Consider the following 12,977-nt stretch of genomic DNA (forward strand, 5'->3'; position numbering starts at 1 on the left):
CACCCCTATGGTTTAATACTTTCCATGTACTCAGCAATGTCCGCTTCTGTCATTCCACCTGTAATAACGCTGACTACCGTTCCCTCTGAATCAATAAGCATTGTTGTCGGCAGCGGGATCACACCGTATTGATCCAACACCTGTCGGTTTGTATCCATCGGAATTGGAAAAGACAAGTTATGCCGTTGCACAAAACTATCTACTGTTAATTCGGCCTCCCCAACGTTCACAGCAAGAATTTCAACGCCTTGATCTTTATAAATCTCATACTGATTTTGCATATAGGGCATTTCACGCTCACACGGCGGACAGTACGTTCCCCAAAAGTTCAAAAACACCCCCTGCCCCCGATAATCCTCTAGTTCAGCCTCATTCCCCTCTAAGTCTTTTAGCACAAAATTCGGAGCTTCATCTCCGACTCGTACAGCTGCTTCACTATCGGAAAAGAAATTAATATAAAACATGTATCCAATTGCCCCTATCATAACGAGTAATATCATCGACCGCATAAGTAACCGTTTCCTTTTCATGGTTTCCTCCTTTCGTACGTTCTTATTACAAATTCTAATGAAAAAATATGTGGAAAAAATGAAGATAGACTGGAACGTTGGAGATGTCACCACCTATTCACATTTATTAGCGATTTTCAGGAAGTAATAGAGTCAAAGGCTTTGCTGCCACAAATCATAATGGAGCCAAGATATTAGATGACTAAAGTCGGTGGAGTTGATAATTCTTTTGAAGAAGCATGTCACACTGGAGATACTCTGGCGGAAGTCTTAACGGAGTATATACAAATCAAAACAAGCGATACTAGTAGGTAATTCAATTTCACCTTCGCAAAAGAGAATCATAAACTTAAAGGCAACGATTAGCAGGTAGAGATTCTGACTCCTTTACCTCCTGCACATTCGCTGCCTACTTCATTCTTCTCTTCTTTCTTCTATTTTTGGTTTGGGCGTTGGGCTTGCTTCTGATGAGGATGCCACCTAACCATTCATTTCTTATTGGTCTACCTCTTTCCTTCCATTTTGTGGGCAATGTATTATCAGCATCTGCAATTGACGTCTCACAGTTCATTATTTATGTACTTCACTGTTTCCATATCCGAGGTTGTTGGCAATTTGAAATCTTGCTCATACTTCTCATGTCCTTTGCCCGTTATCACAATCCAATCATTCGGCTTGCTGTGTTCCATTGCTTGTTTTATAGCCAAAGTTCGATCAGGGATAATTTCACCCTTGTGATTTCCATAGTTAGTATTTAGTGATTTATACGTCTTTACCATTTCATCCATTGGCAATGAATTTAAATCATCCATCGTTAAAATGTATCCATCACTCATTTCAGCCGTCACTTTAATCATTTCTTCTCTTTTCGTAAGATCTCTGTTTCCCCTAAATCCAAAAAGATGAACGACTCTGTTAGCACCTGAATCTCTTGCTGCCTTTAAACAATAAAAAATGGCATCTGCAGTATGAGCGTAATCTATTACAACGATAGAACCGTTTTTTTGTTTTAACACTTCAAACCTGCCTTCTACTCCTGGAAAACGTAGAATCGACTGTACTATGTGTTCTGTTTCAATTGGAAGCTGTTTCGCTACGGCATACGCCATAGCTGAATTGTATAGGTTGTGTATGCCGACCATCGGCACATTGATGGTCACCGTCTCCTGAACTTCTTTAACCAAAAGCGATGGGTTTTCCACAGTAACGAAATCCAAAATGCGTAAATCGTTTCTATTAGATTGGCCAACCGAATAGGTGACTACTTCCTTCTCTTGCAGGAGTGTGATTAATTTCTCGCCCCATGCATCGTCTGTATTGACGAGGGCCTTTCCCCCTGGTTTTATTTTATCAAAAAGCGACCTTTTAGCTTGAAAGTAGTTTTCGATCGATCCATGATAATCAAGATGATCGTGGGTCAAATTGGTAAACACACAGAAATCGAATTCGATTCCTTCCAACCGGAATTGAGCTAGTCCATGCGAAGATGCTTCCATGATTACGACCTGATCATTGCTTTTTAGCAATAATTCGTTTAAAACAAGGGAATTAGGGGTCGTATTGACAGCCTCTACAACCTCCCCATTTATGATGTTATGAATCGTTCCAACTAAAGAACAAGAGATACCGCTCTCTTCAAGAATGTGCCTTACAAGATAACTAGTAGTTGTTTTCCCATTAGTTCCGGTAATGCCAATCACCACTTTTTGTTTCGAAGGATTCCCGTAATAATGTCTTGCTATGTGTCCTAATGCTTTCCTACTGTTCTCAACCTTTATATAGGGAATCGTTTCGCTTTCTCTATCTTCTTCCCCTACGACTGCACACGCACCTAGTTGAACAGCTTGTTCTATAAGATCATGGCCATTCACTTGGCCACCCCGAATAGCAATAAAAAGGTACCCTTCTCTTACGTTAGAGGAAATGTCGGTAATCCCTTTAATTTGTATGTCTAGTTCTTTATTTACTTGATTATCAAAACCTATGTCTTTCATTAGTTGCCACAGTTCCATTGGAAGCCTTGCCCCTTAATTTTATGTGCAATTTGTGAAGATTTAAAAGTGTACTATTATGTTAAACTCAATGCAATCTTAACCGAAGCGCTCGTGTATTCATAAGAGCACCGCAACAATTCTAGATTTAGCCGTCTGTACTACTAGTATGCCAGCAATATTGTTCTTCAATAGTACTTTCTTTGCCACTGCAAATCCTTACAAAGGAAGGGGTCTTTCTTGGTTTTTAGAAAGACCCCTTCCTGTATTTACTCAGGCTTATTTGGGACATTAGGGTTCGGGGTAAATGCGGGTTCGAACCCTTCGTAGCGCACTTCAGCTACCATTCCGCCACTTGCATGGTGAAACTCATGACAATGAAACATCCAGTTCCCAGGGTTCTGGGCTTCGAACACAATTTCATAGGTCTCGCCCGGCCGCACATTTAACGTATCTTTAAGGACAGACGACCCTTGAATTGGCTCTCCATCTTTCGAAATCACGTTAAAAAACTCCCCATGTAAGTGCATTGGATGGTCGAAATCTGTGTCATTTTCAATGGTTACCTTCACCACATCCCCTTCTTCCACTTCATAGATCTCGTGGTCGGGGAATTGCTTGCCGTTGATTGTGAAGGTGTCTCCCCCGTCATCCGACCCAAGGAGCATGTCATATTCTTTAGTAATGTCTCCCACATTAATGTCTTGAGCCTCCCCGTATGTGGTTAAGTCCAAGAATGAAGAATTAACTTCCTTGGTTTGTAGCTCCTCGTCTTCATACCCGTCGTAAACAAGTGGAACTAACGCATTCAATCTTTCTTGATTTTCTTCAGCAAAGATTTGAACTCCCCAAGCACCTGGATTGTCCATTTCAATCTCAACGTCATATCGTTCGGCCGGAGCGATTCGGAAGGCCGTATCACTTATAACCTCAGGCTCATTAACAGGTTGACCGTCATAATGCGTCACTTTAAATGAATGCTCAGGAATTGATACGACTTGTGTAAACAGTCCCGCATTAACAAATCGTAGCTTTACTTTATTCCCTTCCTCTACATCAATTGATTCAATTTGCGAGGATGCTTGGCCATTAATCACCATCGTGTCATACATTTCGTTCATCATTTCAGTATGGCTCATGCCATCCATGTCTCCGTTCTCCATCTCCGCATGATCCATATCGCCCGTATCATCCATACCCATATCCATGCCTTCATGATCCATTCCATTCATGTCGCCCATGTCCATTTCCGTAGAAGCAAATTCATCGGTCACTATGACTTCATCGACATCATAGGATTCCTGATCTTCTGGTTCAACAATAAAGACACCGTAAAGCCCTTTGTCGACCTGAGTCGCACCGTCCTGGTGGGAGTGATACCAGTATGTTCCCGGTACGTTTGCTTGATACTCATACGTGAACTCTTCCCCAGGCATAATCGCATTCTGAGTGACGCCAGGGACGCCATCCATCTCGTTAGGAACAGGAAAGCCGTGCAAATGAAGAGCAGTGGGTTCTTCCAAATTGTTCTTTACGTTTAATACAACCTCATCGCCTTCCTGCACACGAATCTCCTCGCCCGGGACGGTTTCATTATAGGTCCAGGCTTCAGTCATGGTTTCATCATCATACATCCAATGAGTTTCCGTGACATCCAGATTGAAAATCTTCTGGCCATCCTCGTTCGTCATATTTTGACCCTCTTGATCTGGTTCCTCTTGCTGGCTTTCACTTGGGCTGGACCCCATCTCCATTTCAGAATGATCCACCCCTTCATCCGAGCAGCCAGCTATCACCAAGGACAAGGCGAACGTCCCACCAATTAGTGCATATGATTTTTTCAAGTTTCTGCCCCCTTTGAATTAACACCTACCATATACTTTAAACGACAAATTTATAGAATTTATGAAGAGCACGACTCCAATGCCACTGTTCATACTTTGTCCATATCTAGCCTTTATGAAAGACATGATAAATGAGAAAAACTAGGCTTAGGGAAGGAAAAACCCGCTCTCAACAGCGGGTTTTCTCGATCTTCTTTAAGGACAAATCATTCGTTTTCAGCTAAGTTGCTGTGCTTCATCTCTTAGGCTACATCATATCCTTGCTCTTCAATCACTTCTGTTATTTCCTTAAGAGCTACCGTGTCCGGGTCAAAGGTTACATCAACTGTTCCTTCACTTAAATGAACCTTTACGTGATTCACCCCGTTTAGATCGCCCACATTGCCTTCAATGGAGTTCACGCAATGTCCGCAAGACATCCCCTGTACATTTAATGTCATTTCCTTCATGACTGATTGCTCCTCTCTTTACGCTCGATTTACCATACGCTGGTAAGGTATAAAAATAATGTGATCTATTCTCCTTGCTATTATTACTGCACGACTGCCAAACAACTTTCCGCACAACGTTTGCATACCTCAGCACAGCGTTTGCACTGGTCATGATGACTGGCGTGGGTCTCACATTCTTCGCCACAGGCCTTGCAAATGGCTGCACAAAGCTGACAGATCTCCTGATAGAATGGACTGTTTCGTGACATCGCGCTCGCGGCAAATGCACAAATTTCAGCGCACTCTCTTGTTAAACGGATGCAGTCTGCTAACATCGCCGTATCGTCTTCATTCAAGCAGGCATCAAAGCAAACATCGCATTCCTTCAAACACGCCAGACAGTCTTCAATACATTTTTCCAATTTCGTGTGGTTCATGTGAATCACTCCTCGATTTTAATTCGTTTGGCCGTTTTATCTTATCCCTGCGGCTATTACTTACATATATATCCCCTCCTTTACTTCGTTTTCGAATGGATCGCGGGAGAAAGCGCCGGATCTCTTCTTCATGATAGCCCACTTGCAAGCGTTTATTATCAATCAAAATGGGTCGTTTTAATAGAACAGGGCACTTACAAATGATGCGAAATAACTCTTGCAACGACAGTTCTTCGATGTTGATACCCAATTCATCAAAAACCTTTGATCGCCTTGAAATAACTTCATCGATGCCATTCTCAGTCAGCCGAAAGATCTCCTGCACTTCACCCACCGTTAGTTTCGTTTGAAACAGATTGATTTCAATAAATTCAAGCCGATGCTCGTTTAACCAACTCTTTGCTTTGCGACAGGATGGACAACTTGCAGAGGTATACACTTTAATCATTTGATCCCGCCTCCCTTACAAGAGTAGAACATCAATTACCCCCATACTTGTGTTCAAAATCATGCTGCACAGTTTGAGCGGCTGGCGCGCCGTCTCTTATCTTTCCTCCATTTTCTGAATGAGTGCTTTAATTTCTTCTTCATTACGCTCAAAACCGGTAAACACAGTAGGCTTTTGAAGCTTCCCCAAAAGCGACTTTTTCTTAAACACAAATCCGGGAACAACTTTAGATCCTGTAAGATTTTTTAGCCGTGCTTCCTTTTCTGGGTGCTGACCTAAATCATGCTCCACATAAGGAACTTTCGTTTTTTTCAAATACTGCTTGCTGTCTTGGCAATCTGAGCACCATGGGTGTGTATACAGCTCTAATGAATACATTACAAACGGCCTCCTTTTTTTGAAGGTTAGTTCACTTCAATGACGAAAGGAAACGCCACAACTCCACTGTCCGGAAGGTCAAATTCCGCCCATACTTTATAAAGTCCAGGTTCCTCAAAATGTGTTTCAAAGACCGTCTCCGTCTCGGATGACGGGTGGACATGGATGAATTTTTCTCCCGCTTCATCTAGAATGACCACATGACCTAATGCTCCTAAATAAGGTTTTGGCACTTCCCCATGCAAGTCAAACGAAAGGGTGGCGTCTTCTCCTACTTCTATCCCCGACGCATCAAGCGTTACTGTTTTGCCTAAAACCTCTTTTGTCATCGACGTATCTGCCGTGAGTTCTGTCTCTTCTGATTCAGAAACGTCATCACCCACAACGAGTTCATTCGCTTCAACCACGTATTCCTTGTTTTTCGGTGTAATATCCACAAATGCTTTGTAGCGTCCATAATCTAGAGGTGTCTTTACAGAAAATGTCCCTTCCGTTTGCTTTTCTGGGTGAAGGTGAATAAACTCCTCTAGATCTTCCGAGACCACGATCAGGTGCAATTCTTTCTCGTGTGACACCTCAAGCTCTGGCGCGTTTCCTTCGTCATCCATTAGCTCAATTTGTAGGTGTTCGTTTTCGTAACTGACACCAGTTTGAACGTCAGAATCATTGCTCATGTTATGGTTCTGATGGTCGTTCATATGACTTTCCTCCTCAGAAGGTGTCTGTTCCCCATGATCTCCATGTTCTTCAAATCCATCGCTTTGGCTGCTCTGCTCTTCATGTTCTCCATGGTCCATACCGCCACTATTAAGAGGATTTTCGCCTGTGATTGCGCTATAGCTCGCAATCACAAGCCCAACATATACAATGCCACTGATTACCCATGTTCTAATCATCCTCTTATTCCCCCCTGCCCTCTAACTTCAGACGTTGCAAGCGCAAGGCATTAAACACAACGGAAACAGAACTGAAAGCCATCGCGGCTCCCGCTACCCAAGGCGCAAGTAGACCCATTGCCGCTATCGGAATCGATGCAGAATTGTAAAAGAAGGCGAAGAATAAGTTTTGCTTGATATTACGGATCGTCTTACTACTAATGTGCACGCTATCCGCTACACTATGAAGGTCTCCGCGCATAAGGGTAATGTCTGCTGCTTCGATGGCAATATCCGTGCCGGTACCAATGGCCATGCCAATATCGGCCACTGCAAGTGCTGGTGCGTCATTAATACCATCCCCAACCATCGCGACCTTCTTGCCTTCGCTTTGGATCTTTTTGATCTCTTCTGCTTTTTGTTCAGGAACGACTTCAGCGATGACTCGGTCAATGTCCACTTTCTGGCCAATGGCATTGGCTGTCCGTTGGTTATCACCCGTCAGCATAATCACTTCTAAACCAAGGTCATGCATTCGCTTAATCGCCGCTTTCGATGTGTCTTTCACCGTATCAGCTACAGCGACTAGTCCAGCTAGTTGTTGATCAATGGCAATCAGCATCGCCGTTTTTCCTTGCTCCTCCAGTGTAGTCATTTTTTCGTCAAATGCTCCCATTGAGATGCTTTTGCTCTTTAGTAACTTGCGTGTCCCTACGAGCACTTCAGAACCTTTCACAACTGAACGTATTCCATATCCCGGAATAGCTTCAAAGTCGTCTAGAGCTTCCAGAGAAATCCCTTTTTGCTCCACACCTTTTACAATCGCCTCAGCGAGCGGGTGCTCCGAGTTTTTCTCAGCAGAACCGACAAAGGACAGCACTTGTTCTTCCTCAAAACCTGGAGCAACGAGCACATCCGTCAATTCTGGTTCCCCTTTTGTCACCGTTCCGGTTTTATCAAGAACCACCGTTTGAATGGAACGCGTGTTTTCAAGATGCTCGCCGCCTTTGAAAAGGACGCCCATCTCGGCAGCACGGCCAGAACCAGCCATCACTGAGGTTGGCGTCGCAAGACCGAGCGCACAGGGGCAAGCGATAACCAAAATCGTGATGAGTGGCACGAGCGCTGAACGCAAGTCCCCTGGTGCAATGATGAAGTACCAGACAAGGAATGTAGCAACGGCAATAACAACAACGACAGGAACAAAGATACCGGATACTTTATCCGCAATCCGCTGAATATCCGCTTTACTTCCTTGAGCTTCTTCGACCACTCTGACAATCTGTGAGAGCGCCGTATCCTTTCCAACTTTTGTTGCCTCAATGTTCAAAAGGCCGTTTTTATTAATGGTGGCGCCAATCGCTGCATCGCCTGGCTTTTTGTCCACTGGGATACTTTCGCCCGTAATCATGGATTCATCAACCGCCGACTGCCCTTGCGAAATCTTCCCATCAACAGGAATCTTCTCACCTGGACGAACAACAACGGTATCCCCAACGAGCACTTCTTCAATGGCCACTTCCATTTCTTCTCCCTCTCGGATGATTCTTGCTGATTTCGCTTTCAGTCCAAGAAGTTTTTGAATCGCTTGACCGGTGCGTCCTTTGGCCCGAACTTCAAATAACTTCCCTAATACAACAAGGGTGATAATAATAGCTGCCGCTTCAAAGTAAAGCTCCGGCATGCCGACTTGACCGCCTTGATACCACTCCCAGCCTAAGAAAATGCTATAGAAGAACGCAACAGTCGTTCCAAGGGCAATAAGCACATCCATATTGGCGCTCTTATTTCGCAAGGCTTTGTAGGCCCCTCTGTAAAATTGGGCCCCTACGATAAATTGCACCGGTGCGGCTAGTGCCAATTGAACCCATGGATCCATAAACAAATCAGGCATATATAGGAAGGAAGTGAATTCAAAATGCGTCACCATCGTCCATAGAAGCGGCAGGGATAAGATCGCCGAAAAAATAAACTTTCCAGTTTGATGCTGAATCTCTTTTTCCTTGTCATTGGCCGTTTCTTCTTTTGATGTTTGCGGTTTAATCGTATACCCTAACTTGTGTACAGCCTCAACCATATCCCTGACAGCCACTTGAGCCTTGTCATACGCAACCGCCACATTTTCTAATGCGAAGTTAACATTGGCGCTTGCTACGCCATCCATTTTCGATAATTTTTTTTCAATCTTATTAGCGCACGCTGCGCACGTCATGCCTGAGATATCAAAGGTCTGCGTTTCATGAACGACTTTATAGCCGAGTTTATCAATCTTTTCTTCAAACTCCTGAACACTCGTTTGGTCGGGGTCATAGGTGATTTTTGTTTTTTCAATGGCAAAATTAACATTGGCTTCTTGAACCCCTTCCATCTTTGAAAGGCCCTTCTCAATTTTGTTTGCACAGGCTGCACATGTCATGCCAGTGATGAGTAACGATACTTCTTTTTGTGCCAAGTTCTATCCCTCCTTTGGGGTATTGTCTTTCTCTTCTTTTTTAAAATGTTCCTCTGCATACGTATATAAGCGATTATTTAAAAAGGGTTGTCGTTGGATATGCGCGAGTACCAGTTGTTTTGCAAGTGTAGGGGTCATTGCCTGGTACCAATCCCCTTTTGGGTAAGAAATGACAATCGGTCCATGTTTACACTGGCCATTGCACCATGTTTTGGTTGTATGAATGCTTTTAGTGAAATCATGGTCGTTAATTGTTTTCCGAACCGCTTGTGTCACAGCTTCGGCTCCTTTTCTCGTACACGATTTCCCATTGCACAAAAGAAAGTGGCCAGAGACTCCCTCTAAGTTCATTCCCCCATCCCTCTCTCGCTCCCTAAGTTTTCGTTTTTAAATGAAGTACAAACATCAACCTCCTTCTTTGTTTCTTATTGTGTATGATCACATCATACTATACCCCCCTATAGTATTCAAGTAGTTTTGTTTAATTTTTTTAGTTGTCTTCCGACAGCGACGCCTTTAGGCTTCTCTACGCCTCTTATACAAAAAAACTGCCCACCGTCTTGAGAAAATCGAGACTTTGTCGACAGGCTAAAGGCCTAGCACATAAATATTTTAAATTTTTAATTAATTAACAGCTATGCAACTTCGTAACCTTGCTCAATTCTTCTTTAATCATTTGGAGGGAAATGGCGTTCTCATCAAAAGAGACCTCCACTTGTCCAGATTGCAAGTCCACCTTAACAGAATCAACTCCAGTAAGTTTCCCTGCACTCTCTTCAATGCTATGGACACAGTGATTGCACGACATTCCTTGGACAGAAAATGTTTGATTCACTTTTAATTCCTTAACGTATTAGCGCACCATGCGCTTCATCACATCCATCAACTCATCAATGGCCTTGTCTTTATCGCCTTCCTCAATTGCATTCACAACGCAGTGATGAGTATGATCTTCCATCAATGCAAGACTTACTTTAATGGTCGCTGCTTGCACAGCACTAATTTGATGGAGGATATCTACACAATATTGTTCGTTTTCGAACATTTTCTGAACGCCCCGTACTTGCCCTTCAATGCGTTTAAGTCTGTTTAACAACTGCTGTTTGTTTGGTTGGACGGTATGTCCTTTATCTGATGAAGCCGTTATACTCACCTCCTACTTATGGCAAGAATGGCAGGCACCATTCACGATACATGGCTCCATTATACAATACCCCTATTGATGAATCAATTCATTATTTTGGCACATACTATGTATATCGCTTTAAATAGCTTTTAAATGGTTAATTATGACCTATGTTTCACTCATACCTTACCAGGGTAACATATTTTATAAGGAGGGAAGTAGAAATGTCCAAAATGGATAAACACGAACAAGAAGATCACCCTCATGAGCGTCATGAACACCATGCTGGAGGAAATCCCCATCACTCTCACCATGAAAACCACAGAAATCATGTACATAGTGGACATGGGGGGCATGATCATCACGGTCACGGCAGCCATGAAGAAATGATCTCTGACTTTAAAAAACGATTTTTCATTACACTGGTTCTAGCGATCCCCATCATCGTTCTTTCAGACATGATCCAGATGTTCTTTAACTATTCTCTTACGTTTCCTGGAGATACGGCTATTGAACTCATTCTGTCCTCCATTGTCTTCTTTTACGGAGGGTGGCCATTTTTAACGGGGCTTGTTAGTGAAGTGAAAGGTAAATCCCCAGGTATGATGACACTTATCGGGTTTGCCATCACCGTCGCCTACGTTTACAGCGTTGCAACAGTTTTCGGCGTCGAAGGTATGGACTTCTTCTGGGAGCTAGCGACGCTGATCGCCATCATGCTTCTTGGTCATTGGATCGAAATGAAATCCGTTATGAAAGCTTCGGATTCCCTTGAATCTCTGGTGGAACTTATGCCGCAGGAAGCCAATAAATTAATGGAGAACGATGAAATAACGCCCGTGCCTGTCGCCGAGCTGAAAAAAGGCGACCGCCTTCTTATCAAGCCAGGGGAAAAAATACCGGCAGATGGGCACATTCTAAAGGGAAAATCCTCGATTGATGAATCGATGCTAACGGGAGAGTCTGTCCCTGTGGAAAAAGAACAGGGAGATGAAATAATCGGTGGTTCGATTAACTCCTCCGGCTCCCTTACCATTGAGGTTTCAAAGACAAGCGATGAGGGGTACTTGTCACAAGTCGTACAACTTGTAAAGGAAGCCCAGGAAAGCAAATCGAAAACACAAATGCTTTCAGATCGAGCCGCTAAGCTGCTATTCTATGTCGCTATCGTTGCCGGGCTGCTTACGTTCATCATTTGGATAGCGCTTGGCTATAGTGTGGGAGATGCGATGACGCGAATGGTCACCGTACTCGTTATTTCCTGTCCCCATGCGCTTGGACTTGCGATTCCATTAGTCGCTGCCCGTTCGACCGCAATTTCCGCCCAAAAAGGGTTATTTATTCGAAATCGAATTGGCTTTGAAGACGCCAGACGCGTCGATACGATTGCTTTTGACAAGACCGGGACTTTAACGAAAGGGGAGTTTGGGGTTACGGACATCCTGACAGAGGAACAGACATCTGAGAAGGAATTGTTAAGGCTTGCTGCATCTGTTGAATTGCAATCAGAGCATCCGATCGCCATGGGGATTGTCAATAAGGCAAGCGAAGAACAGGTCGACATTCCACAGCCAGAAGACTTTGATTCCATGACAGGAGCAGGCATTACAGGAAAAGTGGATGGCCAGAGCATTTCTGTCGTTAGTCCTGGCTTTTTACAAAGGGAAGGCATCCGTTACGATGAGGATCATTTTTCCAAACTGTCAGAAACAGGAAAAACCGTTGTCTTTGTACTTAGGGATCAAGCACTTCTCGGTGCGATTGCCCTAGCTGATGCGGTAAAGGATTCCGCCAAAGAAGCCGTGGATCGTTTGCATCAGATAGGAATTGAAGCGCTAATGTTAACAGGCGACAACGAAAAAGTAGCACGGGAAGTCGGGAAGCAGATTGGCATCAATTACGTTATTGCAGAAGTTCTTCCCCACGAAAAAGCGGAAAAGATCAAAGAACTTCAGAAAGGCGGGAACCGTGTCGGAATGACAGGAGACGGAATCAACGATGCGCCAGCCCTTGCCAACGCCGACCTTGGTATTGCGGTTGGAGCGGGAACGGATGTAGCTATGGAAACCGCTGATGTCGTACTTGTGAACAGTCATCCTAAAGATGTGGTCTCCATCATTGACTTGTCCAGGCTCACATATCGAAAGATGATCCAGAACCTCTGGTGGGCAGCAGGCTATAACATTGCGGCTATTCCACTCGCAGCCGGAATATTGGCTCCATGGGGGATTATCCTTGACCCGGCCCTTGGTGCTGTACTGATGTCGTTAAGTACGGTGATTGTGGCCATTAATGCCCAGTCGCTGAAGACGAAATAACCAACAAAAAAATCACATCCTCAAATCCGGAGACGTATAGAACGTCTCCGGATTTGAGGCAAAGTTCTAGTGGGCTAAAACTTCTTCATTAACGCTTTTCTAGGATGGTCTATATATAACCTGCATTCCCGAATTTACTGTAACGAGGTTGGTGGAGAAATGCCAATC

Annotated in this window: 12 protein-coding genes and 1 pseudogene; 1 reads left to right on the top strand and 12 read right to left on the bottom strand. The window is 43.9% G+C overall.

What is annotated here, in order from left to right; all coding sequences use genetic code 11:
- Positions 1-5 precede the first annotated feature (5 nt).
- From resA to AVZ68_RS12470, 12 genes and pseudogenes are all read right to left on the bottom strand, one after another.
- Entirely contained in the window at positions 6-530 is a 525-nt protein-coding gene (gene resA, locus AVZ68_RS12420) for a thiol-disulfide oxidoreductase ResA (protein WP_059104879.1), read from the bottom strand.
- Positions 531-1,069: 539 nt separating this feature from the next.
- Positions 1,070-2,521, bottom strand: coding sequence for a UDP-N-acetylmuramoyl-L-alanyl-D-glutamate--2,6-diaminopimelate ligase (locus AVZ68_RS12425; protein ID WP_059104880.1), 1,452 nt, complete (start codon positions 2,519-2,521; stop codon positions 1,070-1,072).
- A gap of 248 nt (positions 2,522-2,769) precedes the next feature.
- Complete coding sequence (locus tag AVZ68_RS12430; protein WP_059104881.1) at positions 2,770-4,344, bottom strand: multicopper oxidase family protein; 1,575 nt, start codon at positions 4,342-4,344, stop codon at positions 2,770-2,772.
- Positions 4,345-4,586: 242 nt separating this feature from the next.
- On the bottom strand, positions 4,587-4,793 hold the full coding sequence (gene copZ, locus AVZ68_RS12435) for a copper chaperone CopZ (RefSeq protein ID WP_059104882.1): 207 nt from the start codon (positions 4,791-4,793) through the stop codon (positions 4,587-4,589).
- An 83-nt stretch (positions 4,794-4,876) separates the two neighbouring features.
- Positions 4,877-5,212, bottom strand: a complete 336-nt coding sequence (locus AVZ68_RS19880) for a four-helix bundle copper-binding protein (RefSeq protein WP_082676562.1) — start codon at positions 5,210-5,212, stop codon at positions 4,877-4,879.
- 91 nt (positions 5,213-5,303) lie between these two features.
- Positions 5,304-5,660: pseudogene (gene spx / locus AVZ68_RS12440) on the bottom strand (transcriptional regulator Spx); the annotation flags it as partial.
- Positions 5,661-5,756: 96 nt separating this feature from the next.
- A complete protein-coding gene (locus AVZ68_RS12445; RefSeq protein WP_059104883.1) occupies positions 5,757-6,038 on the bottom strand; it encodes a glutaredoxin family protein in 282 nt (93 codons plus the stop codon).
- Between the two features lie 26 nt (positions 6,039-6,064).
- Positions 6,065-6,934 (bottom strand): DUF8832 domain-containing protein, encoded by an 870-nt coding sequence (locus AVZ68_RS12450; protein ID WP_245628133.1) that lies wholly within the window; start codon positions 6,932-6,934, stop codon positions 6,065-6,067.
- Positions 6,935-6,938: 4 nt separating this feature from the next.
- Entirely contained in the window at positions 6,939-9,365 is a 2,427-nt protein-coding gene (locus AVZ68_RS12455; protein WP_281176623.1) for a heavy metal translocating P-type ATPase, read from the bottom strand.
- Between the two features lie 3 nt (positions 9,366-9,368).
- On the bottom strand, positions 9,369-9,716 hold the full coding sequence (locus tag AVZ68_RS12460) for a (2Fe-2S) ferredoxin domain-containing protein (protein ID WP_059104884.1): 348 nt from the start codon (positions 9,714-9,716) through the stop codon (positions 9,369-9,371).
- 277 nt (positions 9,717-9,993) lie between these two features.
- The gene (locus AVZ68_RS12465; protein WP_367576336.1) at positions 9,994-10,200 is read right to left on the bottom strand and encodes a copper ion binding protein; all 207 of its coding nucleotides are present in this window, start codon (positions 10,198-10,200) and stop codon (positions 9,994-9,996) included.
- An 18-nt stretch (positions 10,201-10,218) separates the two neighbouring features.
- Positions 10,219-10,518 (bottom strand): metal-sensitive transcriptional regulator, encoded by a 300-nt coding sequence (locus AVZ68_RS12470; RefSeq protein WP_059104885.1) that lies wholly within the window; start codon positions 10,516-10,518, stop codon positions 10,219-10,221.
- A 197-nt stretch (positions 10,519-10,715) separates the two neighbouring features.
- Between AVZ68_RS12470 and AVZ68_RS12475 the strand changes: the two genes are divergently transcribed.
- Entirely contained in the window at positions 10,716-12,809 is a 2,094-nt protein-coding gene (locus AVZ68_RS12475; RefSeq protein WP_437182693.1) for a copper-translocating P-type ATPase, read from the top strand.
- The last annotated feature ends 168 nt before the right edge of the window (positions 12,810-12,977 follow it).

It is taken from the genome of Shouchella shacheensis (assembly GCF_001484965.1).
Classification (GTDB): domain Bacteria; phylum Bacillota; class Bacilli; order Bacillales; family Bacillaceae_D; genus Shouchella; species Shouchella shacheensis.